Source organism: Rathayibacter sp. AY2B5, from assembly GCF_002931645.1.
In the GTDB taxonomy this organism is placed as follows: Bacteria; Actinomycetota; Actinomycetes; order Actinomycetales; family Microbacteriaceae; genus Rathayibacter.
Genome location: NZ_PSUE01000007.1, coordinates 88,198 through 108,862 on the forward strand (window position 1 = coordinate 88,198; position 20,665 = coordinate 108,862).

Below are 20,665 nucleotides of genomic sequence, written 5' to 3' on the forward strand. Positions count from 1 at the left end.
CTGGGCGGATGTCACGCTGGGCCCCCGACGCCGCCCTCCGCCTCGAGCAGGCGGCGATGGAGCTCTTCGCCGAGCACGGCTACGCGGGCACCACCGTCCCCGCGATCGCGGAGCGCGCCGGGCTCACCACCCGCACCTTCTTCCGCCACTTCGCCGACAAGCGCGACGTCCTCTTCCTCCGCGAGCGCGAGTTCCCCGAGATCGTCGGCCGCCTGCTCGCCGGCGCCCCCGCCGGCCTCGCGCCGATGGACCTCGTGATGCACGGCCTCGAGGCGGCCGCCTCGGGCGACCTCCAGACCTGGCGCGCTCCGATCGCCGCCCGCCGTGCCGTCGTGCGCTCCGAGTCGCAGCTGCGCGAGCGCGAGCTCCTGAAGTCGGCCGCCCTCGCCGAGAGCATGCGCTCCGCCCTCGTCGACGCCGGAGTCGCGCCGGAGGACGCGGCCCTCGCCGCCCTCGCGGCCTCCGCCCTCTTCGACCTCGCCCTGGAGCGCTGGCTCGCCGCGCCCGAGGGCTCCCTCCTGGTCGACGTCCTCCGCGCCGAGCGCGCACGCCTCGGCGCGCTGCTCGCGCGCTGACCCGCACGACGCTGTCGAGGCGTCGCGAACGGTCGTCCTCCGCGGCGGGAGGCGACCGTTCGCGACGCCTCGGACCGGCGAGCGGGGGACGATCCGCTCAGAGCGCCCAGGGGAAGGCGGGGGCGTTCGAGCGGGCGCCCTGCGCGGCCTTCGAGCGGCCGGGCTCGCCGAGCTCGGCGAGCAGCGCCTCCGACTCGCCGACGAGGACCGCGAGCGCGCCGGGCGTGAACCAGTCGGGGCGCAGGGCGAACAGGAGGTCCTCGGTCGCCGTGTTGCCGCTGGCGCCCGGTGCGAAGGGGCAGCCGCCGAGGCCGCCGAGCGCGCCGTCGACCACCGCGGCCCCGGCCTGCACGGCGGCGATCGCGTTCGCGACGCCCGAGCCCCAGGTGTCGTGGCCGTGAAACACGATCTCGCGGGGCGGGGTCTCCGCGGCCACGCGTGAGACGAGCGACGCCACCTGGCCGGCGTGCGCCTGACCGAGCGTGTCGCAGACGACCACGTCGGCCGCTCCCTCCGCTCGCGGGTCGCGCGCGATCGCGAGCACGCGCTCCGGGTCGACCGGGCCCTCGAACGGGCAGGTGAAGGAGGTGGCGATGCACAGCTGGATCCGCCCGCCGACGCTCTCGGCGAGCGCGACCGCCTCCGGCATCGCGGCCATGCTCGCCTCGGTCGGCCTGCCGACGTTGGCGAGGTTGTGCGAGTCGGACGCCGAGAAGCAGTACTGGAAGCGGCGCGCCCCCGCGGCGGCCGCGCGCTCGACGTGGCGCGGAGTCGCGACCCACACCCAGCACCGCTCCAGCTCCTCGGGAGTGAGCGCGGCGATCACGTCGAGGGTGTCGGCCATCGGAGGGACGAGGTCGCCGCGCGCGAGCGAGCCGATCTCGAGCTCGGGCACTCCCGCGGCGAGCAGCGTGCGCGCGAGGTCGACCTTGCGCTCGGTCGTCAGGAGCTTGCCGGTGAGCTGCAGGCCGTCGCGGAGGGTGACGTCTCGCAGGCGCGCGGAGGCGAGCGCGGTCACCGGCCGGCCTCCTCGGCAGCGGCGGCGGAGGGAGCAGCTGCAGCAGCAGCGGCCGGAGCTGCAGCAGCAGCCCCGCCGGCGGAGGGAGCAGCGGGACCGGTGCGCCGGAGCATCCCCAGCACCTCCTCGGTGTCCTGGCCCAGGTCGGGCGCGAGCGAGCGGATGGGGAGGGAGCGGCCGCCGAGCACCGGCACGATCCCCGGGAAGCCCACGCCGCGCAGGGTGCCGCCGGCGTCCTCGACGTCGAAGGCCTGGATCATGTCGCGCGCCGCGTACTGCTCGCTCGCGCTGATGTCGGCGGCCGTGTAGATCGGGCCGGAGGGGACGCCCTCGTCGTCGAGGACCGCGAGCGCCTCGGCGGCGGTGCGGCCCGCCGTCCACGCGCCGATCGCCGCGTCCAGCTCGTCGCGCCGGGCCCAGCGCTGCTCGTTCGAGGCGAGCGCCGGGTCCCCGCCCAGGTCGGCGCGGCCGATCACCGCCATCAGCCGCTGGAAGATCGCGTCCGCGTTCCCCGCGATCACGATGCTCGCCCCGTCGGCGCAGGTGTAGGCGTTGGTCGGGGCGATGCCCTCCATCCGCCCGCCGACGCGCTCCCGGACGATGCCGTGCGCCTGGTAGTCGGGGATCAGCGACTCCGTCATCGAGAACATCGCCTCGTGCAGCGCGACGTCGACGACCCGCTCCGCCAGCGGTGCCGGATCCAGTCCGGCGGAGCGGCGGGTCTCGCGCTGGAACAGCGCCATCATCACTCCGTAGCCCGCGTACAGCCCGGCGATCGAGTCGCCGATCGAGACGCCGACGCGCACGGGCGGCCGATCCGGGTCGCCGACCAGCTCGCGGAACCCGCCCATCGCCTCCGCGACCGCCGCGAATCCGGGCCGGGCCGACAGCGGGCCGGTCTGCCCGAACGCGGAGATGCGGCCGATCACGATGCCGGGCCGGGCCTCGTCGAGCACGTCCGGCCCGATCCCCCAGCGCTCGAGCGTGCCGGGCCGGAAGTTCTCGAGCACCACGTCGCACTCGGCGACCAGGCGGCGGACGGCGTCGCGCCCCTCGTCCGTGCGCAGGTCGAGCGCGATCGAGCGCTTGTTGCGGTTGATCGTGTGGAAGAGGAGCGAGGTCTCGGACCCCTCGTGCAGCCGCCAGCGGCGCAGCTCGTCCCCCGTGCCGGGCCGCTCCACCTTGATCACCTCGGCGCCGAAGTCGGCGAGCAGCCGGCCAGCCGTGGGCGCCGCGATGAAGTTGCCGAGCTCGAGGACGCGGACGCCCGCGAGCGGGAGGGGTGCGGTCATGGCACGGCCTTTCGCTCCCGTCGAGGCTAGCGCGGAGGACGGCGCCACCCCCTGCCCTCACGCGGACGCCCGACCTACACTTGCCGGACATCATGCGCAGACACACCCTCACTCCGCGACCGGACTGGCGAGCCCGCTGCGACGAGATCGGCTTCAGCTTCTACGACCTCCCCTCCGAGGGCGGCCGCCCCTACTGGAACGAGTCCGCGGCCTACTCCTTCGAGCCCGCCGAGATCGACCTGCTCGAGCGCACGACCTCGGAGCTCTTCGACCTCTGCATGGAGGCGTGCGAGCTCGTGGTGCGGAAGGGCCGCTTCGCCGAGTTCGGCATCCCGCCCCGCTTCCACGAGCTGGTGCGCACCTCGTGGGACGAGGACGACCCCACGGTCTACGGCCGCTTCGACCTCGCCTACGACGGCGCGGGCGCAGTGAAGCTGCTCGAGTTCAACGCCGACACCCCGACCTCGCTGGTCGAGACCGCCGCGGCCCAGTGGCAGTGGCTCGTCGAGACGAAGGGGCCCGACGCCGACCAGTTCAACAGCCTGCACGAGCAGCTCGTCGAGCAGTGGCGCCACCTCCGCCTCGAGCGCTGGAGCCTCGACGAGGGCGCCCGGCTGCACCTCGCGTCGCTGCACGACTCCGGAGACGGCGAGCTGATCGTCGAGGACGCCGACACCGTCGCCTACATGGCCGAGACCGCGGCGCAGGCCGGCTTCGACCCCAAGCTGATCTTCGTCGAGGACATCCGCTACGAGCTCGACGGCGCCGGCTTCCTCGACGGCGACGGCGAGCCGATCCGCCACGTCTTCAAGCTGTACCCGTGGGAGTGGATGCTCGGCGAGCAGTTCGGCGGCCTCCTCCTCGACCGGCGCGAGCGCACCCGCTGGGTCGAGCCGGCGTGGAAGCTCCTGCTCAGCAACAAGCAGCTGCTGGTGGTGCTGTGGGAGATGTTCCGCGGCCACCCGAACCTGCTGCCCGCCTCCGTGCATCCGCTAACCGGCCCCGCGCAGGTGCGCAAGCCGCGCCTGGGCCGGGAGGGCGCGAACGTGACGGTCCTCGACGCCGACGGCTCGGTCGTCGCCGAGAACGGCGGGAGCTACGGCGCCGAGGGCTTCATCCACCAGGAGCGCGCCGAACTGGCCCGGGTCGACGGGAAGACCGTCGTCATCGGCAGCTGGATCGTCGGCGAGACCCCGGCCGGCATCGACGTGCGCGAGACGAGCGGCCTGATCACCGGCGACCTGGCGGAGTTCGTGCCCCACTACATCGAGGGCGGACGGAGCGACGGGGCCGCGGACGCCGCGTCGGCCGCCTCCCGCCCCGGGCACGCCTCCACCCCCGCCTACGGCGCTCCCGCGCCCGGCACCCCCGCGCCCGAGTACGGCGCCCCCGAGCACGACCGGCCGCAGGACACCCGCGCGGCCCGCCCGCAGGACGAGGAGACCCGATGACGGACGACGACCGCACCCCCGGCGATTCCGGGACGCCGAACTCCGGGAACGACTGGGGCAGCCGCGAGCCCGCGGCGGGCTCCGGCACGCCGAGCGGAGGCTCGAGCGGCGGCACCGGCCGCGGCGACGGCCCCACCCGCACCGCTCCCCACCGCTCCCGGAGCGTCGGCATCAGCGGCATCGCGAAGAACCGCCGCGGCCTGCTCATCGGCGGCGCGGTCGCGGTCGGCGCGGTCGGCCTCGCCGTCGCCCTCGCGAACGGCGGCCCCTCGACCGACGGCGTCGTCGCCACGGGAGCCGACGGCCAGGACTACGTCATCCCCGAGAACGCCGAGCGCCCCGTCTACGCGAGCCGTGAGGACTGCCTCGCCGACGTGCGGGAGCAGATCGCCCAGCTCCAGGCGCAGGGCGAGGAGGTCGGCGACGACCCCGAGCAGCTGTGCGAGGCGACCGACGAGTACCGCGGGCACTACGCCGGCGGCTTCTGGCTCGGCCCGCTGATCTTCGCGTCCTCGCGCTGGAACTCGACGCGGGCGACCAGTTGGGCGCCCGTCGCGTCCGGCGGCTTCGCGGCCCGCGGAGCGACCCAGCCCGACGTCGTGCAGCGTGCGCCGGCCGGCTCGACCGTCGGCTCGAAGGCGACCCTCTCGGGCGGCTTCGGCTCCTCCGGCAAGTCCGGCTTCGGCTCCACCGTCGGCGGCTGACCGCGGCGCACCTCGGCCCTCGCGCCCGAGACGCGCCGAGGCGTCCGCGCGCCGCCGGGACACCGCTCGCAGGCCGGCGTCTCGACGATCACGGGGACGGCTCGCCGCCGCTCCCTCTCTCAGGAGGAGGGCGTCGCGCTCGGGAAGAAGTGCCGCTCGACGGGATCGCCGTCGGCGTGGGTCAGCGCCGCCGCGCGGATCTCGCGGTCGCGGCCGGTGAGCCGCTGGGTCTCCTGCCGCCGGAACTCGCCCCACGAGGGCACCATGAACGTCTCCAGCTGCACGTCGGCCTCCTCCCCGCTCCGGTAGAGCGCCCACCGCGAGGCGCCGGTCCGGCGGCGGGAGCTCTCCAGCAGCCGCATGGCCGATCGGAAGTCCGCGAGGGAGTCGGGGCGGACCGTCCACGAGATCTGCACCATCACCGGCCCGTCCGTCGGCTCCGGCTCGAACACCAGCGTGGGCGTCGGCCACGACATCGAGATGCTGCGGTCGACGGTGCCCGTCCCCGGCAGCAGCGGCAGCACCCGCACGCTGGCCGCCACGAGGAGGAGCAGAGCGGCCGCCGCGGCGTACGCGGGCGCGGTGCCGAGCACCTGCGCGGCCAGGCCCCAGCCGATCGAGCCGACCGCCATGGTCCCCATGAAGACCAGGATGTAGATCGAGGCTCCGCGGGACCGCACCCACTGCGGCAGCGTGAGCTGCAGCGCCGCGTTCAGCACGGTGAGGGTGCCGATCCACGCCAGCCCCGCGAGGACCAGCAGCAGCAGGGCCGGAACGAGGGGCAGGAAGGCCGCCGCGAGAGTCCCCGCCGCGAACAGCACGGCGCTCGCCCCGATGACGACGTCGTCCGAGAGCTTCCGGCGGGCGAGCGGCAGGGCGAAGACGCCGAGCACGGCACCGGCACCGAGAGCCCCGAGGAGGAAGCCGTAGCCGCTGGAGTCGAGCTGGAGGCGCTTCGCGGTGAGCGGCAGCAGCGCCCAGAGCGCACTGGCCGGCAGGGCGAAGAGCGCGGAGCGGAGGAGGATCCGGCGGACGAGGTGCGCGGAGGCGACGTACCTGATCCCTCCCTTCAGCGCGGCGCCGAACTGCTCGCGGTCGTCGAGGCCGGTCTGCGCCGGCCGCTTCCACCAGAGCAGGGCGAGCACGGCGCCGATGAAGCTCAGGGCGTTGATGCCGAAGACCACCGGAGCGCCGAACGCCGAGAGGACGACTCCCGCCAGGGCCGGGCCGACCGCGCGGGCGCCGTTCACCGTCACCCCGCCGAGGGCCGACGACGCCGCGATCAGGTTCCGGGGCACGAGCTCCGGCTGGATCGCCTGCCAGGCGGGCGAGGTCAGGGTGGAGGTGATGCCGAGGAGGAAGGTGAAGGCCAGGATCGTCCACGGCGTCAGCGCGCCGACCGCCGCCACGACCGTCAGAGCGGCCGCCAGCAGCGCGCTGGCCGACGACCCCCAGATGAGCAGCCGCCGCCGGTCGAGCGAGTCGGCCAGCACGCCCGCGGGGAGGGCGACGAGGATCGAGGGCGCCAGGCTCGCCGTCTGCACGAGCGCGACGACCGCCGCGCCCGCGGCCGCCTCGACCAGGTACCACTGGGCTCCGACGGTCTGCATCCAGGTGCCGATGTTGCTGCCCAGCTGGGCGAACCACAGCACGCGGAAGGCGGTGATCGCCATGGGCGCCCAGGCCGACGGCTGCGCCGGCGCGGACGTCTGCGCCGGGGCGGCGGGAGCGGGAGCCGGAGCGACGTCCTCAGTCACGGGGCACGGCCTGCCGCACCGAGAAGAGGTTGCCGAACGGGTCCAGCAGCTGGCACAGCCGCTCCCCCGTGAACACCGTCTTCGGACCGCGGTGGGCGACGGCGCCGTTCGCCGTCCAGTCGGCGACGACGGCGTCGACGTCGGGGACCGTCCAGTACGGGCTCGTGCCGTCGGGTCCGGGCCGGTTCAGCTCGTCCCGCTCGTGCAGCGTCAGGCGGGTGCCGTCCAGGTCGTAGGCCACGAGCGCCTCGCCGCGGACGACGGGCTCGCGCCCGAGCCGCGCCGAGTACCAGTCGATCGCGGCGTCGAGGTCGTCGACGAAGTAGAAGACGTTTCCGACTCCGGCGAACTCCGTCGTCGTCATGCTCGGGCCGCCGGGAGGGCGTCGCGGAGGAAGGCGAGCGAGGGGCCGATGGCCGCCTCCGTGTACCCCTCGGCGTGACGGGTGCCCGGGATCAGCTGCAGCGTGCTGGCGACTCCGACCGCGGAGAGCGCCGCCTGCATGGCCTGCGCGTCGCTCACGGGGACGAACTCGCCGAGCGAGTTGGCCAGGAACACCGGCCCGCCGTCCGGGGAGGCGTGGCGCGTCGTGGAGGCGGCGGTGAGCAGCCCGCGGTCGCCCCCGACCTCGTTGAGGATCGTCCAGCGCAGGAAGGCGTCGTTCCGGCCGGTCTGGTTGATGTCGGCGCTCTTCATGGCGTCGAGGTCCTGCGTCGTCGGCGTGGCCGGGAGGTCGTCGGTCGCCTCGACGATGCCGAGGAGGTCGAACATCCCCGACCAGCTGACGGCGGGCCGGCCGGTCGCGATCGCGGCCTCCACGACCAGGTTCCCGCCCGCCGATCCGCCGAAGAACGCCAGCCTGCTCCGGTCGAACGCCCACTCGGACGCGACCGCCCACCGCTCCGCGGCGAGCACGTCGTCCCTGCTGGCCGGGAAGACCGAGTCCGGAGCCTCGCGGTAGTCCGCCGCGAACACGAGGTAGCCGGCGTCGACCAGCATCGTCGCGAGCGCCCGCTCCTTGCTCTTGTCCCCCCGGAACCACCCGCCGCCGTGGATCAGCACGACGGCCGGCCGAGCAGCGTCCTCGGCCGGGGACACCGACCTGCTGTACACGTCCAGCACCTGCGGCGACGACCCCCCTTCGACGTACGGAACCCCGATGCTCACTGACGGCTCGTCCGACACGGTGACCCCCTCCGGTCCAGATTCTCGACTGCAGTCAGACCGTAGGAGCCGGGGGCGGCGCGAGCCAGGCCCTGCCGGGGTCACCCAGGAGGGCGCCCGCAGGCCCGCCTCCCGCGGCGGCGCCGATCGCGACTAGCCTCGGAGGGTGTTCCTGACCGAGCCGTACGGCTTCCGCGACCGCTCCGCCCTCGACGAGCGCCGGGCCCTGCTCGAGGACGAGCCCTCGGTGCAGCCCCTCCGGGCGTTCCGCGAGGAGCTCCTCGCCCGGCGCATGCGCAGGCATCCGGGTGCCGTGGTGCCCGACTTCGACCCGGCCGAGGCCGGCGTCGAGGCGCGTGCGCTCATCGTGCTGGAGGCCCCGGGACCGATGTCGACCGCCCCCGACGGCTCCGGCTTCGTCTCGGTCGACAACGACGACGCGACCGCCGCCTCGACCTGGACCCTCCGCGACGAGGTCGGACTGCACGCCCGCACCCTGGTCTGGAACATCGTGCCGTGGCAGCTCGACGGCGCCCCCGACGCGGACGAGGTGCGGCAGGGCGCGATGGAGCTGCGCCGGCTCCTGCCGCTGCTCCCCGACCTGCGGGTCGTCGTCAACGCCGGGACCGCGCCGACCAGCGGCTGGAAGAAGAACATCGAGCCGTACCTGGTCGACGGCCCGACGGTCATCAACTCGTGGAGCCCCGGCCAGAGGGCGATGAGCCAGCCCCGCAAGCGCGACGAGCTGAAGCGCGCCTTCGAGCGCGCGACGCACCTGGTCGGCTGAGCCCCCGGGGCTCCGAGGCGTCACGAACGGTCGTCATCGGAGCCGGGAAGCGGCCCTTCGCGACGCCTCGACCGCCGGCGGGCGGTCCGCTCAGGCCGAGCGGGCGTCCCGCAGCGCGTCGGCCGACTGCTGCGCGGCGCGGCGGACGTCGCGGTCCGGGTCGCGGAGCATGCCCGTCAGGACGGCCTCGACGCTCGCCGCGAACTCGCCCTTCGCGTCGCGACCGGAGGAGATCCCCGCCAGAGCGGCCGCCACGAGAGCGCGGGCTCCTGCCGCGCGGACCCGGGGGTGCTCATCGGTGGTCAGGCGGGACAGCTTCTTCTGCCCGCCCAGCACGCGCTCGGCGCAGACGCGGGCGCACATCTCGCGGACGCGCCAGGAGGGGTTCGCGAGTCCGGCGGTCACCGCGTCGGCGGCGTCGTCGTCCCAGACGTAGAGGAGCGCGCGGGCGCCCCAGAGCTCGGGCCAGTAGAGGGAGGGCGCTCCCTTGAGGAGCCCGTCGGCGTGCTCGCCGCCCACGGTGAGGAGGAAGGACTCGCCCTCGTACCCGCCGGTGAGCAGGGCCGCGGATCGCAGGGCGACGTTGCGCTCCCCCTCGCGGGCGACCTGCGCGCGCAGGCGCTCCTCGAGCGGATCGGTGAGGGTGACGGTCGGTTCGTTGTCGCGTGCCATGAGGCTCCCGAGAGTACTCGCCCGCCCCGCGCCTTCGAAGACCCGCAGCGTTCGGCGCCGCAGCGGTCGGCCCTCTCCGTCCTGCGGCGATGGTCCGATCAGCACTCGTGCCACCTGCTGGTCGAGTGGCGCCGCAGGGACCACGGCTGAGGGACGCCTGGTAGATTCGATCCGATCGACCCCCTCCCAAGCCTCTCCGCGATGCTCACATGGGAGGGGCCTTTTTCGTCGGCACCGAGGTACTGCGATGGCACGGAAACCGAGCCTGTCGTGGAAGCAGCAGGTCCAGCTCCTCCGTGACCGCGGGCTCGACATCGCCGACGGGGAGGCCTGCACGAGCTACCTGGCCGCGCAGAACCACTACCGCTTCTCCGGGTACGCCCGCTACTTCCAGCGGGCTCCGCACGACGGGGACGACTCGTTCGCGGACGGAGTCTCGTTCGAGGACGTCCGAGCGGTCTGCGACGCAGATGAAGCTCTGCGGCAGAGCCTGCGTGCTCGACTGGCCCGTGCCGAGATCCTTCTCCGCAGCCGTACGGCTCATGTCATCGCTCGTGAGCACGGCCCGTACGAGTGCTCTCTCGAGAAGAGCTTCTACTCCGAGTCTCCGAACGCGGAGTCGACAGTCGATTCGTGCCTCCGCGACATCGAGCGCAGCAGGGAACGGCATGTCCTCCGCTTCACGGAGCTCCCCGGCGGCAGGGGCGCGGCCGCCTTCGGCGAGCTACCGGTGTGGTCGGCCGTCGAGGCCTGGTCCTTCGGAACTCTGTCGAGATGCATCGAGCGAGGGGCACGAGGATCGCTTGCGGGGGACGTCGCGTCCGGTCTGGGAGTCGCCCGAGCCGGTTTCGCCTACCGGGTCCGCGCACTCGTCTACCTGCGCAACCGGTGCGCTCACCACAGCCGGCTCTGGAACCACTCCGTGATCGATGCGGGCCCCACGCCCAACAACGTCCGCGCGAAGGCGAAACGTCTCGCCGGGCAGTTCACTCCGCGCTCGGTCGTGGACGTCATCGCTTCGTTGGACGACATCCTCCTACGAGGAGCGGACGCGGCCCCGATCCTTCCGGAGCTCGTCGCCGAGCATTCCCTGCACGACGTGTTCTGGCGAGGGCTCACGACGCCCCGGAGCCCCCTCGATCATCGAGGACCGCAGTGAGAGCGACGCGACCGGGACGGTCCCGCCCGCCCCGCGCCACGGCGGATCCGGCAGCGGAACGGACGATGCCCGCCCGCTCAGGAGGCGCCCACCGGGAGGTCGGCCCCGCCTGACTATGCTGGTGCCACCCCCGGCAGCCGAGCCCTCTGAGCCTCGTCCGCGTCGGGGTGGCGCGGCTCACCCGCCCGGGGAGCGGAGGAGGTCCTCTCATGGCCGATCGGCCGAACCTCCGCCATGTCGCGGCGGTCGCGGGCGTCTCGCACATGACCGTGTCGCGCGTGCTCAGCGGGCACCCCAACATCAAGGAGTCGACCCGCCAGAAGGTCCTCGAGGCGGTCGACGAGCTCAACTACCGGCCGAACATCGCCGCCCGCTCCCTCGTCACGCAGCGCACCGACCGCATCGGCGTGATGATCGAGAGCGGCGCCGAGTACGGGCCGTCGAGCACCCTCCGCGCGATCGAGCGCGCCGCCCGCGAGAAGGGGTACTCGATCACCTCCGTCGCGCTGCGGCCGGACCTCGAGATGACCCCCACCGACGCGATCGCCCACCTGATGGGCCTCGGGATCGACGCGCTCTGCGTGATCGCGCCGCGCTCCTCCTCCGTGGCGACCCTCCGCACCGTCGAGATCGGCGTGCCGACGCTCGTGGTGAAGAGCGACAAGGATCCGAGCTTCCTCACCGTCTCGGTCGACCAGCAGGCCGGCATGTTCCAGGCCGTCGACCACCTGGGCAACCTCGGCCACCGCGACGTGCTGCACCTCTCCGGCCCCCTCGACTGGCTCGACGCGCGCGCCCGCGAGCGCGCCTTCCACAGCCGCGCGAAGTCGTGGGGGATGCACGAGCGCCCCATCGTCATCGGCGACTGGACCCCGGACTCCGGGTACGACTTCGCCGCGAGCCTGCAGTCGGTGCCCGACTTCACCGCGATGGTCGTCGCGAACGACGAGATGGCGCTCGGAGTGATCCACGGCCTCGTCGAGCGCGGGATCCGCGTGCCCGAGGACATGAGCATCGTCGGCTTCGACGACCTGCCCACCGCCCGCCACTTCCTCCCGCCGCTGACGACGGTCCGCCAGGACTTCGACAAGCTCGGGACGACGGTCGCCGAGGTGATCCACGCGAGGATCCGCGGCCAGGAGATCCCGCAGCGCACCCGGATCCCCACGGAGCTGGTGATCCGCTCCTCCACGGCCGCTCCCCGATCGTGACCCTCCTGTTCCCGTCCCGCCGCATGCGCTCGCGTATCATCGGCGGCAGCCCCTGGCTCGCCGGACCCTGACGGCGCGCCGCACACGAACCGAGGACGGCACGTGGCGATCTCATCGAGGACGACCCGGAGCTCCGCGGCACCCGTCGTCGAGATGACCGGCATCCGCGTCTCCTTCGCCTCCGGACCCGCTCTGACGGACGGGAACCTGCGGCTGGTGCCGGGCGAGATCCACGGGCTGATGGGCGAGAACGGCGCGGGCAAGTCCACGCTGATCAAGACGCTCACCGGCATCCACCAGCCCGACGCGGGCGAGATCCTCGTCGACGGCGTCGCCCGGCGCTTCAGCGGCCCGGCGGAGGCGAAGGCAGCGGGCATCACGGCCGTGTTCCAGGACGAGCGCCTCACCGACAACCTCAGCATCGGCGAGAACGTGATGCTCGGACACGAGGTCCGCGGCCGCTTCGGCATCTCCTGGTCGCGCACCCACCACCGCGCGGCCGAGATGCTCGCCGAGCTGGGCCTGGAGGACCTCGACCCGCACCTGCCGCTGCGCTCGCTCTCGCCGGCGATCCGCCAGCTTGTCGCGATCAGCCGCGCGATGGTCGACCGTCCGCGCGTGCTCGTGCTCGACGAGCCCACCTCCAGCCTCGACCTCAGCGACGTGGCCCGCCTCTTCACGGTGCTGCGGAGGCTGCGCGACCAGGGCGTCGCGATCCTGTTCGTCTCGCACTTCCTCGAGCAGGTCCTCACCCTCAGCGACCGGCTGACGGTGCTCCGCGACGGCGGCACCGTCGGCGAGTACCCGGCGCACACCATGGACCGCGCCGAGCTGATCGCGAAGATGATCGGCAAGGACATCGATGCGCTGCGGCAGATCGGCTCCGACCGCCGCGAGCACCGCCGCCAGCCGGTCGGCCCGGCGATCTACCGCGCGCACGGGATCGGCCGCCGCGGCGCCGTGGGCCCGACCGATCTGGAGCTGCACCGCGGCGAGATCGTGGGCTTCGCGGGCCTGCGCGGCTCGGGGCGCACCGAGCTGGCGTCGCTCGTGAGCGGAGTCGAGAAGCCGGACACCGGCGAGGTGCTGATCGACGGCGAGCCCGCCCACATCTCCGACCCGGTGTCGGGCCTGCGCCACCGCATCGCCCACTCGAGCGAGAACCGCCGCGAGGACGGGATCATCGGCGACCTCTCCCTCCGCGAGAACCTCGTGCTGGGCCTGCAGGCTCTGCGCGGCTGGGCGCACCCGCTGTCGGCCGCCGAGACCGACACCCTGGTGCGCACCTACGTCGAGGCGCTGAACATCTCGCCGGCCGACCCGGACATCCCGGTGAAGTACCTCTCCGGAGGCAACCAGCAGAAGGTGGTCCTCGCGCGGTGGCTCGCGACCCGTCCGCGGCTGCTCGTGCTCGACGAGCCGGCGCGCGGGATCGACGTGGCGTCGAAGGTCGAGATCCAGGCGCACATCGCGCAGCTCGCGAAGGAGGGGGTGACCGTCGTCTACATCTCGTCCGAGCTGGAGGAGGTGGTGCGCCTCAGCGACCGCATCGTCGTCTTCAAGGACCGCGAGAAGATCGGCGAGGTCAGCAACGGCCCCTGGCTCACCGTCGACACGATCGTCGAGATGATCGCCGCCGACCGCGACGACGACCTCGACGACGACGACGACTGACCTCCCCCGCCGGCCGAGCGGCCGCACCGTCCACCGGGTCTCGATGAGCCGTCCGGGCTGCTCGACCGCCAGGACCTCGGCGCGCCGGCGGGTCCCGCTCGGGCGCCGGGCCTGCGAGGATCCGGGGGTGGACGATCAGCGACCGAACGAGCTCGCGGAGCTGCAGCGGCGCGCCTACGGCCGAGGCTCCGACATCGAGCGGGACCCCGGCGCGCTCGCCCGGCTCTCCGCGCTCGAGGCCCGCGTCCGTCCCGCCCTCGGCACCGCACTGCCGGGCGCGGTGGTTCCCGCGGTCTCCGGGGACGCGGCGCCGGAGGACGCGGCACCTTCCGCGGACGCCTCCGCCGACGAGGAGTCCGACCCCCTCGGCCACGTCCCGCCCCGCCGCTCCCGTCGGCGCGGCCTCCTCCTCCTCGCCGCGCTGGCCGCGACGGCCGCCGTCGCCGCGGGGGCCACCCTCCTCGCCACCGCCGAGGACGGACAGCCCGGCCGCGAGGTCGCCGTGCTGCCGCTGTCGAACGGCACCGACCTCCCCGGCTGGGAGGGACTGGGGTTCGACGGATCGGTCACCACCGAGGACTTCGGCGGGCTCACCGTCGTGCGGCAGAGCCTGCCCGCCGACACGGGGCTCACCGTCGTCCGGCAGCGCCGCTCCTCGAGCGCCGGCTCGTGCCTCTCCATCGTGCGGACCGCCGAGCCGCAGGACGGCCTGTTCTTCCAGGGCTGCACGGCCGGAGCGTTCCCCGCGGTCGCGCAGTTCACCGTGACGTCGGCGGCGCCGGAGGCCCTGCGCGAGCGGTTCCCGATCGGCACGTCCCTGCGGTTCGCCCTCGAGGGCGACGAGATCCGCGTCCGATCCGACGCACCTTGACCACTCAGATCCCCGTCCGTCCGTGCGGATCGCCCACCTTCTTCGACTCGCTCGACCCGCGCTCGCGCAGGAACACGGCGAGCGCCGCCATGCTGCCCACCGCGAGGAACTCCGACTGCCAGTTCTGGAGCGTCCGGTTCCAGAAGTCGGCGGAGGAGACGTAGCCGAGCCAGTCGACGGGCGCCTCCAGGCTCGTCAGCTGCTCCTCGTTGTAGGCCACGACGCCCGTCACCGACTGCGCCGCCCAGGACAGCAGGAACACCGCCCCCATCACCAGCAGCAGCGAGTGCGAGAACAGCGCCTGCCGCAGGCCGCCGGCGGACGCCGAGGGCGGCGAGTCGTCCTCCGCGGACGCCCCCGCCTTCTGCTGCTCGTCGGTCTCGAGGCCCTCCTCGCCCACCCGCTTCGACTCGGGCGAGCCGTGCTGCACGAGCCAGACGGTCGCGCCGATGTAGAGGAAGAACTGGAGGTACTCCGACTGCCAGTTCTCGGCGACGTCGATCGCGAAGTCGGAGGAGGTGACGAAGCGCCAGTAGCCGACCTCCCGCAGCCCCTCCGCTGTCTGGGTGTCGTTGTAGGCGGCGAGCCCGGCGAACGACTGCCCGGCGAGAGCGAGCAGGAAGATCGCGAGGAAGAACAGCGAGAGCCCGTTCTCGCGCAGGAAGCGGCGCATCCGGCTCATCTCCCCAGGATCCCGACGGCGAAGAACCCGATCAGGCCGAGCACGATCACGGCGTAGTAGAGGGCGGAGGCGGTGCGCACGTCAGCTCCCGTCCAGGACGCACTCGAAGGGCGCGTCCGCCACCGGCGTGCAGCCGGCCGCCCTCACCAGCCAGCCGTCGTCGCCCGGAGTGAGGAACACCGCGGTGCTGCCGGAGCGCACGATCGCCGCCCGGCCGTAGACCTCGGCGTCCCCGGCTCCGTCTCCCGCGATCCCGAGCTCCAGCACGTCGGCGGGGCAGTCGCCCTCCCGGTCCTGCACGGCCTCGCGGGCGGAGTCGGTGAGCAGCGCGCACGCCGCCCGGCCGTCGCCGCCGGCGACCGCGGAGAGGAAGGCGTCGGCCGCGCGGCGGGCCGCCGTGCCGTCCGCGGAGCATCCGCAGAGCGCGAGCACGAGGGCCGCCGTCGCGGCCGTCGCGGGGACGGAGCGCGATCGAGGGAGCATCATGGCCAGGAAAGCTACTCCCGGGCCCGACCACCGGGCAGAGGGTTGCCATCGGGCCCTGCGGGCCCCGCGACCGGATCGTTACCGAAGCGCACCGCCGTGCTGTTGCGTCACAAGAATTGTTCACGGTAACATTTCGACGTGGCGCTGCTTCGGCCGGCGCCCACTGCACATCCTGCACTCACCGCACCTCGGGCCGCTAGGCCCGCATTCGAGGCCCTTCGGGGTCCACCATCTCGGGCACTCTCTTCGTGCCCGCGATCTCAAGGAGGAGATCTATGTCCAAGACGAGGCGTATCGGCCAGTTCCTGGGTTTCGCAGCAGTCGGCGCACTCGCGTTCGGACTCGCGGGCTGCTCGGGCGGTTCCGGCACCGATTCGGGCTCCGGCTCGAGCGGTGACCTCACCACCGTCGGCTTCGTGGCCGTCGGCCCCGAGGGCGCGTGGCGCCAGGCGAACGAGACCAACATCGAGGACACGTTCACCAAGGACGCCGGCTTCGACCTGAAGTACGCACCCGCCACCAACGGAGACCAGAAGTCGCAGATCGACTCCTTCACCTCCTTCGTGGACGAGGGCGTCGACATCATCCTGCTCTCCGCCACGGAGGGCTCCGGCTGGGAGGACTCGCTCGAGCGCGCCCAGGAGGCCGAGATCCCGGTCATCCTGATCGACCGCGGCATCGAGCCGGACAACACCGACCTCTACGTGACCCGCATCGCGCCGGACAACATCGCGGTCAGCACCTCGGTCGCCGACTGGGCCAAGACCACCTTCCCGAGCGGCGCGAAGTACTTCACGCTCGAGGGCCCCGCGGGCGTCTCGGTCGTCAACGAGCGCAACGAGGGCTGGGACGAGGTCATCGGCGCCGACTCGAAGTTCACCAAGATCGGCGCGCAGACCGCGAACTGGTCCACCGAAGAGGCCAAGAGCGTCTTCGAGACCGTCCTGAAGTCGAACAACAACGACGTCCAGCTGGTCTTCGCACAGAACGACGAGATGGGCCTCGGCGCCGTCCAGGCCGTCCAGGAGGCCGGCCTCACCCCCGGCACCGACGTCAAGATCGCCACGATCGACGGCACCAAGAACGCCCTGCAGGCGCTGGCCGACGGCGAGCTGAGCTTCGTCGCCGAGTACAACCCGCTGTTCGGCGAGACCGCCCTCGACGCGGTCGAGAAGACCCTGGCCGGCGAGACGGTCGAGTCCTCGATCGTCGTCCCGAGCGAGACCTTCGACTCGCCCGAGGCCGCCACCACCGCGCTGCCCGACCGCAAGTTCTAGTCGCTCAGCACCACCGGTCGCCCGGCGTCGTCCTCGACGCGGCACCACTCCCCCGGAGCGACCGGGGCCGGCTCTCCGCCGGCCCCGGTCGCTCCGACCCTTCGGCGCACCTGTTCGGCTGCGCCCCGCTCGAGAACGGAACGACGCGACATGACAGGTTCGCCTCCGATCGTCGAGATGAAGAACATCTCGATCAGCTTCCCCGGCGTGAAAGCCCTCGACGGCGTCGACTTCCGCCTGTTCCCGGGCGAGGTCCACACCCTCATGGGTGAGAACGGCGCCGGCAAGTCCACGCTCATCAAGGCCCTCACCGGCGTCTACCGCATCGACAGCGGAGACATCGTGATCGACGGGGAGACCCGTCGCCTGACCGGCACCGCCGACTCGCAGGCCGCGGGCATCTCCACCGTGTACCAGGAGGTCAACCTGGTCACGAACCTCTCCATCGGAGAGAACGTGATGCTCGGCTACGAGGTCCGCGGACCCTTCGGCATCAACTGGAAGGCCACGCACCAGGCCGCGAAGGTCGCGCTCGAGAAGCTCGGCCTCGGCCACCTCAACACTCGCCAGTCGCTCGCCTCGCTCTCGATCGCGATGCAGCAGCTGGTCGCGATCAGCCGCTCGACGGTGAGCGACTCCAAGGTGCTCATCCTCGACGAGCCGACCTCGAGCCTGGACGCGAACGAGGTCGAGAACCTCTTCGTCGTCATCCGCCGCCTCCGTGCGGAGGGCGTCGCGATCCTCTTCGTCTCGCACTTCCTCGACCAGGTCTACGCGATCAGCGACCGCCTGACGGTGCTGCGCAACGGCACCTTCGTCGGCGAGTACCTGACCCACGAGCTCGACCGCACCTCGCTGATCTCGAAGATGATCGGCAAGGACATCGCGGCGCTGCGCTCCCTCGACTCCGAGCGCGAGAGCCAGGACCACCTCTACCGCGACGCCCCGCTCTACACCGCGAAGGGCATCGGCAAGAAGGGCTCCATCGAGAGCACCGACCTGACGCTGCACCGCGGCGAGGTCGTCGGCTTCGCCGGGCTCCTCGGCTCCGGCCGCACCGAGCTCGCGCGCCTGATCTACGGCGTCGACAAGCCCGACACCGGCGAGATCACGATGCACGGCAAGAAGATCGACGTCCCGACGCCGACCGCCGGTCTCGCCCACAAGATCGCGTTCTCGAGCGAGAACCGCCGCGACGAGGGCATCATCCGCGACCTCTCGGTCCGCGAGAACCTCATCCTCGGCGTGCAGGCCAAGCGCGGCTGGGCCCGCCCCCTCTCCAAGAAGGAGAAGGACGAGATCGTCGGCAAGTACCTCGTCGAGCTCAACGTGCGCCCGGCCGACCCCGACCGCCCGATCAGCAAGCTCTCCGGCGGCAACCAGCAGAAGGTCCTCCTCGGCCGCTGGCTCGCCACCGCCCCCGAGATCCTCATCCTCGACGAGCCGACTCGCGGCATCGACGTCGGAGCGAAGGCCGAGATCCAGGAGAAGGTCGTCGCCCTCGCCGGCGAGGGCGTCGCCGTGGTCTTCATCTCGTCCGAGCTCGACGAGGTCGTCCGTCTCAGCGACCGCATCATCGTCCTGAAGGACCACCGCGTGATCGCGGAGATCCTCAACGGTCCCGCTGTCACTGCGGAGTCGATCGTCACTACCATCGCCGCAGAGGGAGTCGTCGACGAGGACGTCGTCGTCCTCGAGAGCGCCACGCAGGAGGCCGCATCATGAGCAGCGACACCCGACCCGCCCGGGGATCAGTCCTCGGCGGGATCATCCGCCGCCAGTACTTCTGGGGAGTCGTGGCGATCGCCCTGCTCCTCCTCGTCAACGTCGTCAAGGACCCGGGCTACCTGGCCGTCTCGGTCAGCCCCACCACCGGCTACCTCGTCGGCAACGTCATCGACATCGCCCGCGCCGCCGCTCCGATCCTGATGATCGCCGTCGGCATGTGCCTGGTCGTCGCGACCGGGGGCATCGACCTCTCGGTCGGCTCGATCATGGTCGTCGCCGGCGCCGTCTCGATGGAGTTCCTCAACTCCGCGGGAGCGCCCGACTCGCTCGGCGCCGCAGCGGGAGCCTTCGCGGTCGCCCTCCTGGTGGCCGCCGTGCTCGGAGCCGTGAACGGCATCCTCGTCTCGGTGGTGGGCCTCCAGCCCTTCATCAGCACGCTCGTCGTGATGCTCGCGGGCCGCGGCCTGGCGAAGGTCATCACCGGCGGCCAGAACACCGCCGCCACCAACGAGCCCTTCCGCTGGCTCGCGAACGGGTACGTCTTCGGGCTCCCGGTCGTGTTCCTCCTCGCCATCGCCATCGTCGTGGTCGTCGGAGTCCTGGTGCGCCGCAGCGCGCTCGGCCTGATGATCGAGGCCATCGGCATGGACCCGAAGGCGGCCCGCCTCGCGGGCATCAACCGCCGGGGCCTGCTGATGACCGCCTACATCGGCAGCGGCATCCTCGCCGGAGTCGCGGGCGTGTTCGCCACGGCGAGCGTGATGACGGTCGACGTCTCGCGCACCGGCTACCAGCTCGAGCTCGACGCGATCCTCGCGGTCGTCATCGGCGGCACCTCGCTCGCCGGCGGCAAGTTCAACATCACCGGTGCCGCCGTGGGCGCGATCCTGATCGCCACCCTCGACAAGACCGTCGTGTTCCTCGGAGTCTCGTCCTCCGCGACGCCCGCCTTCAAGGCGATCGTCATCGTCGCGCTCTGCCTCCTGCAGTCCGAGCGCGTCCGCTCCGCCTTCAAGTCCCGTCGCGAGGCGCGCCGCAGCGTCCCGCAGAAAGAGGCGATCCCCGCATGAGTGCCGTGATGACCCGCTCCGCCCCTCCGGCGAGCACCAAGCGCACCTCCGGGGCGCGCGGCTGGCTGAGCCAGCACCTGGACAAGCTGCCCACCCTGGCCGCGCTGATCATCTTCTTCGGGATGATCGTCTACGGCGAGGCCGCCTACGGCCGGATCCTTCAGGCGAGCACGATCTCGAACCTGCTGGTCAACAACGCGCACCTGATCATCCTCGCCGTGGGCCTCACCTTCGTGATCCTCACCGGCGGCATCGACCTCTCGGTCGGCGCGGTGATCGCGTTCAGCAGCGTGAGCGGCGTGCTCCTGATCAACGCCGGCTGGAACCCCTGGCTCGTGATGGTCCTGATGGTCGTGATCGGCGCCCTGTTCGGCGTGATCTCCGGCGTCCTGATCCAGTACTTCAACGTGCAGCCGTTCATCGCGACGCTCGCGATGATGTTCCTGGCCCGCGGTCTCGCCTCCATGCTGAGCACCGTCCCGGAGCGCCTCCCCGAGGACTCGGCCGTGCTGAGCCTGGCCACGCCGATCAAGCTGATCGACGGCCCGAAGGTCAACGACTTCGTCATCAGCCCCGGCGTGATCATCGCAATCCTCGTCGTGGCCGGCGCGTTCTTCGTGCTGCACCGCACCCGCCTGGGCCGCACGGTCTACGCGATGGGCGGCTCCGAGCAGTCGGCGGCCCTGATGGGCCTCCCGGTTGTGCGGACCAAGCTGTTCATCTACATCATCAGCGGCACGCTCGCCGGTCTCGCCGGTGTGGTCTACACCGCCCGCCTCGGCAGCGCGCAGAACATCACCGGCACCGGCTGGGAGCTCGACGCCATCGCGGCGACCGTCATCGGCGGCACGCTGCTCACCGGCGGCGTCGGGTTCGTGCTCGGCTCGGTGGTCGGCGCCCTGGTGCTCGGACTGATGAACGTCCTGATCACCCGCGACGGCGGCATCCCGCCGGAGGCGACCACGATCATCACCGGAGGCATCCTCCTGGTCTTCGTCCTCCTCCAGCGCGCCGTCATGGCCCGCAGCAAGACCTGACCGGGCTCCCGCCCGATCTCCCCCGGCGCCCCCTCGTCCCTCCGCGGACG

20 protein-coding genes are annotated in these 20,665 nt (G+C 72.4%); 12 read left to right on the plus strand and 8 right to left on the minus strand.

The window, feature by feature from the left end:
• Positions 1-8: 8 nt before the first annotated feature.
• Entirely contained in the window at positions 9-575 is a 567-nt protein-coding gene (locus C5C30_RS07145) for a TetR/AcrR family transcriptional regulator (RefSeq protein WP_181131487.1), read from the plus strand.
• Between the two features lie 97 nt (positions 576-672).
• On the opposite strand, the gene C5C30_RS07150 is transcribed toward C5C30_RS07145, so the two are convergent.
• Both C5C30_RS07150 and C5C30_RS07155 read right to left on the minus strand, forming a co-directional pair.
• Positions 673-1,593, minus strand: a complete 921-nt coding sequence (locus tag C5C30_RS07150; RefSeq protein ID WP_181127430.1) for a hydroxymethylglutaryl-CoA lyase — start codon at positions 1,591-1,593, stop codon at positions 673-675.
• Positions 1,590-2,885 (minus strand): CaiB/BaiF CoA-transferase family protein, encoded by a 1,296-nt coding sequence (locus C5C30_RS07155; RefSeq protein WP_104333434.1) that lies wholly within the window; start codon positions 2,883-2,885, stop codon positions 1,590-1,592. Before C5C30_RS07155 ends, C5C30_RS07150 begins: the two co-directional genes overlap by 4 nt.
• Positions 2,886-2,977: 92 nt before the next feature.
• Between C5C30_RS07155 and C5C30_RS07160 the strand changes: the two genes are divergently transcribed.
• Both C5C30_RS07160 and C5C30_RS07165 read left to right on the plus strand, forming a co-directional pair.
• A complete protein-coding gene (locus C5C30_RS07160) occupies positions 2,978-4,336 on the plus strand; it encodes a glutathionylspermidine synthase family protein (RefSeq protein WP_104333435.1) in 1,359 nt (452 codons plus the stop codon).
• Positions 4,333-5,040: a hypothetical protein gene (locus C5C30_RS07165; RefSeq protein ID WP_104273952.1), complete on the plus strand. Its 708-nt coding sequence runs from the start codon at positions 4,333-4,335 to the stop codon at positions 5,038-5,040. The genes C5C30_RS07160 and C5C30_RS07165 overlap by 4 nt, the downstream gene beginning before the upstream one ends.
• Before the next feature lie 119 nt (positions 5,041-5,159).
• Here C5C30_RS07165 and C5C30_RS07170 read toward each other — a convergent pair whose 3' ends face one another.
• Genes C5C30_RS07170 through C5C30_RS07180 form a run of 3 tightly spaced genes read right to left on the minus strand, consistent with a single transcriptional unit; the run spans position 5,160 to position 7,895 of the window.
• A complete protein-coding gene (locus C5C30_RS07170) occupies positions 5,160-6,797 on the minus strand; it encodes an MFS transporter (RefSeq protein ID WP_244229506.1) in 1,638 nt (545 codons plus the stop codon).
• Positions 6,790-7,161: a VOC family protein gene (locus C5C30_RS07175; RefSeq protein ID WP_104222402.1), complete on the minus strand. Its 372-nt coding sequence runs from the start codon at positions 7,159-7,161 to the stop codon at positions 6,790-6,792. Before C5C30_RS07175 ends, C5C30_RS07170 begins: the two co-directional genes overlap by 8 nt.
• On the minus strand, positions 7,158-7,895 hold the full coding sequence (locus C5C30_RS07180) for an alpha/beta hydrolase (RefSeq protein WP_181131489.1): 738 nt from the start codon (positions 7,893-7,895) through the stop codon (positions 7,158-7,160). The genes C5C30_RS07175 and C5C30_RS07180 overlap by 4 nt, the downstream gene beginning before the upstream one ends.
• Positions 7,896-8,127: 232 nt before the next feature.
• Between C5C30_RS07180 and C5C30_RS07185 the strand changes: the two genes are divergently transcribed.
• Complete coding sequence (locus C5C30_RS07185; RefSeq protein WP_258065833.1) at positions 8,128-8,748, plus strand: uracil-DNA glycosylase; 621 nt, start codon at positions 8,128-8,130, stop codon at positions 8,746-8,748.
• Between the two features lie 90 nt (positions 8,749-8,838).
• On the opposite strand, the gene C5C30_RS07190 is transcribed toward C5C30_RS07185, so the two are convergent.
• Positions 8,839-9,420, minus strand: a complete 582-nt coding sequence (locus C5C30_RS07190) for a HEAT repeat domain-containing protein (protein ID WP_258065834.1) — start codon at positions 9,418-9,420, stop codon at positions 8,839-8,841.
• 247 nt (positions 9,421-9,667) lie between these two features.
• Between C5C30_RS07190 and C5C30_RS07195 the strand changes: the two genes are divergently transcribed.
• The 4 genes from C5C30_RS07195 (at position 9,668) to C5C30_RS07210 (ending at position 14,335) form a co-directional block, all read left to right on the plus strand.
• The gene (locus C5C30_RS07195; protein ID WP_104333437.1) at positions 9,668-10,579 is read left to right on the plus strand and encodes an Abi family protein; all 912 of its coding nucleotides are present in this window, start codon (positions 9,668-9,670) and stop codon (positions 10,577-10,579) included.
• A 209-nt stretch (positions 10,580-10,788) separates the two neighbouring features.
• On the plus strand, positions 10,789-11,790 hold the full coding sequence (locus tag C5C30_RS07200) for a LacI family DNA-binding transcriptional regulator (RefSeq protein WP_104222399.1): 1,002 nt from the start codon (positions 10,789-10,791) through the stop codon (positions 11,788-11,790).
• Positions 11,791-11,943: 153 nt separating this feature from the next.
• Positions 11,944-13,464, plus strand: a complete 1,521-nt coding sequence (locus C5C30_RS07205; RefSeq protein WP_104333452.1) for a sugar ABC transporter ATP-binding protein — start codon at positions 11,944-11,946, stop codon at positions 13,462-13,464.
• A 127-nt stretch (positions 13,465-13,591) separates the two neighbouring features.
• A complete protein-coding gene (locus tag C5C30_RS07210; RefSeq protein ID WP_104333438.1) occupies positions 13,592-14,335 on the plus strand; it encodes a hypothetical protein in 744 nt (247 codons plus the stop codon).
• A 4-nt stretch (positions 14,336-14,339) separates the two neighbouring features.
• On the opposite strand, the gene C5C30_RS07215 is transcribed toward C5C30_RS07210, so the two are convergent.
• Positions 14,340-15,017, minus strand: coding sequence for a DUF6766 family protein (locus C5C30_RS07215; RefSeq protein ID WP_104333439.1), 678 nt, complete (start codon positions 15,015-15,017; stop codon positions 14,340-14,342).
• 81 nt (positions 15,018-15,098) lie between these two features.
• Positions 15,099-15,503 carry a hypothetical protein gene (locus C5C30_RS07220; RefSeq protein ID WP_104333440.1) on the minus strand — a complete coding sequence of 135 codons (405 nt, stop codon included), beginning with the start codon at positions 15,501-15,503 and terminating at the stop codon, positions 15,099-15,101.
• 275 nt (positions 15,504-15,778) lie between these two features.
• Here C5C30_RS07220 and C5C30_RS07225 point away from each other — a divergent pair, with 275 nt between their 5' ends.
• The 4 genes from C5C30_RS07225 to C5C30_RS07240 all read left to right on the plus strand — a co-directional run bounded on the left by C5C30_RS07225 (position 15,779) and on the right by C5C30_RS07240 (position 20,615).
• Positions 15,779-16,780 (plus strand): ABC transporter substrate-binding protein, encoded by a 1,002-nt coding sequence (locus C5C30_RS07225; protein WP_104222394.1) that lies wholly within the window; start codon positions 15,779-15,781, stop codon positions 16,778-16,780.
• 150 nt (positions 16,781-16,930) lie between these two features.
• Positions 16,931-18,505 (plus strand): sugar ABC transporter ATP-binding protein, encoded by a 1,575-nt coding sequence (locus C5C30_RS07230; protein WP_104222393.1) that lies wholly within the window; start codon positions 16,931-16,933, stop codon positions 18,503-18,505.
• On the plus strand, positions 18,502-19,578 hold the full coding sequence (locus tag C5C30_RS07235) for an ABC transporter permease (RefSeq protein ID WP_104227011.1): 1,077 nt from the start codon (positions 18,502-18,504) through the stop codon (positions 19,576-19,578). Before C5C30_RS07230 ends, C5C30_RS07235 begins: the two co-directional genes overlap by 4 nt.
• Positions 19,575-20,615, plus strand: a complete 1,041-nt coding sequence (locus C5C30_RS07240) for a sugar ABC transporter permease (protein WP_104222391.1) — start codon at positions 19,575-19,577, stop codon at positions 20,613-20,615. The genes C5C30_RS07235 and C5C30_RS07240 overlap by 4 nt, the downstream gene beginning before the upstream one ends.
• Positions 20,616-20,665 lie beyond the last annotated feature (50 nt).

Bases quoted from the DNA above. Each gene is read 5' to 3' on its own strand.
- C5C30_RS07145 (WP_181131487.1), top strand. From the start codon at position 9: ATGTCACGCTGGGCCCCCGACGCCGCCCTCCGCCTCGAGCAGGCGGCG.
- C5C30_RS07235 (WP_104227011.1), top strand. From the start codon at position 18,502: ATGAGCAGCGACACCCGACCCGCCCGGGGATCAGTCCTCGGCGGGATC.
- C5C30_RS07230 (WP_104222393.1), top strand. From the start codon at position 16,931: ATGACAGGTTCGCCTCCGATCGTCGAGATGAAGAACATCTCGATCAGC.
- C5C30_RS07220 (WP_104333440.1), bottom strand. From the start codon at position 15,503: ATGATGCTCCCTCGATCGCGCTCCGTCCCCGCGACGGCCGCGACGGCG.
- C5C30_RS07160 (WP_104333435.1), top strand. From the start codon at position 2,978: ATGCGCAGACACACCCTCACTCCGCGACCGGACTGGCGAGCCCGCTGC.
- C5C30_RS07195 (WP_104333437.1), top strand. From the start codon at position 9,668: ATGGCACGGAAACCGAGCCTGTCGTGGAAGCAGCAGGTCCAGCTCCTC.
- C5C30_RS07155 (WP_104333434.1), bottom strand. From the start codon at position 2,885: ATGACCGCACCCCTCCCGCTCGCGGGCGTCCGCGTCCTCGAGCTCGGC.
- C5C30_RS07165 (WP_104273952.1), top strand. From the start codon at position 4,333: ATGACGGACGACGACCGCACCCCCGGCGATTCCGGGACGCCGAACTCC.
- C5C30_RS07190 (WP_258065834.1), bottom strand. From the start codon at position 9,420: ATGGCACGCGACAACGAACCGACCGTCACCCTCACCGATCCGCTCGAG.
- C5C30_RS07200 (WP_104222399.1), top strand. From the start codon at position 10,789: ATGGCCGATCGGCCGAACCTCCGCCATGTCGCGGCGGTCGCGGGCGTC.
- C5C30_RS07240 (WP_104222391.1), top strand. From the start codon at position 19,575: ATGAGTGCCGTGATGACCCGCTCCGCCCCTCCGGCGAGCACCAAGCGC.
- C5C30_RS07205 (WP_104333452.1), top strand. From the start codon at position 11,944: ATGACCGGCATCCGCGTCTCCTTCGCCTCCGGACCCGCTCTGACGGAC.
- C5C30_RS07225 (WP_104222394.1), top strand. From the start codon at position 15,779: ATGTCCAAGACGAGGCGTATCGGCCAGTTCCTGGGTTTCGCAGCAGTC.
- C5C30_RS07215 (WP_104333439.1), bottom strand. From the start codon at position 15,017: ATGAGCCGGATGCGCCGCTTCCTGCGCGAGAACGGGCTCTCGCTGTTC.
- C5C30_RS07175 (WP_104222402.1), bottom strand. From the start codon at position 7,161: ATGACGACGACGGAGTTCGCCGGAGTCGGAAACGTCTTCTACTTCGTC.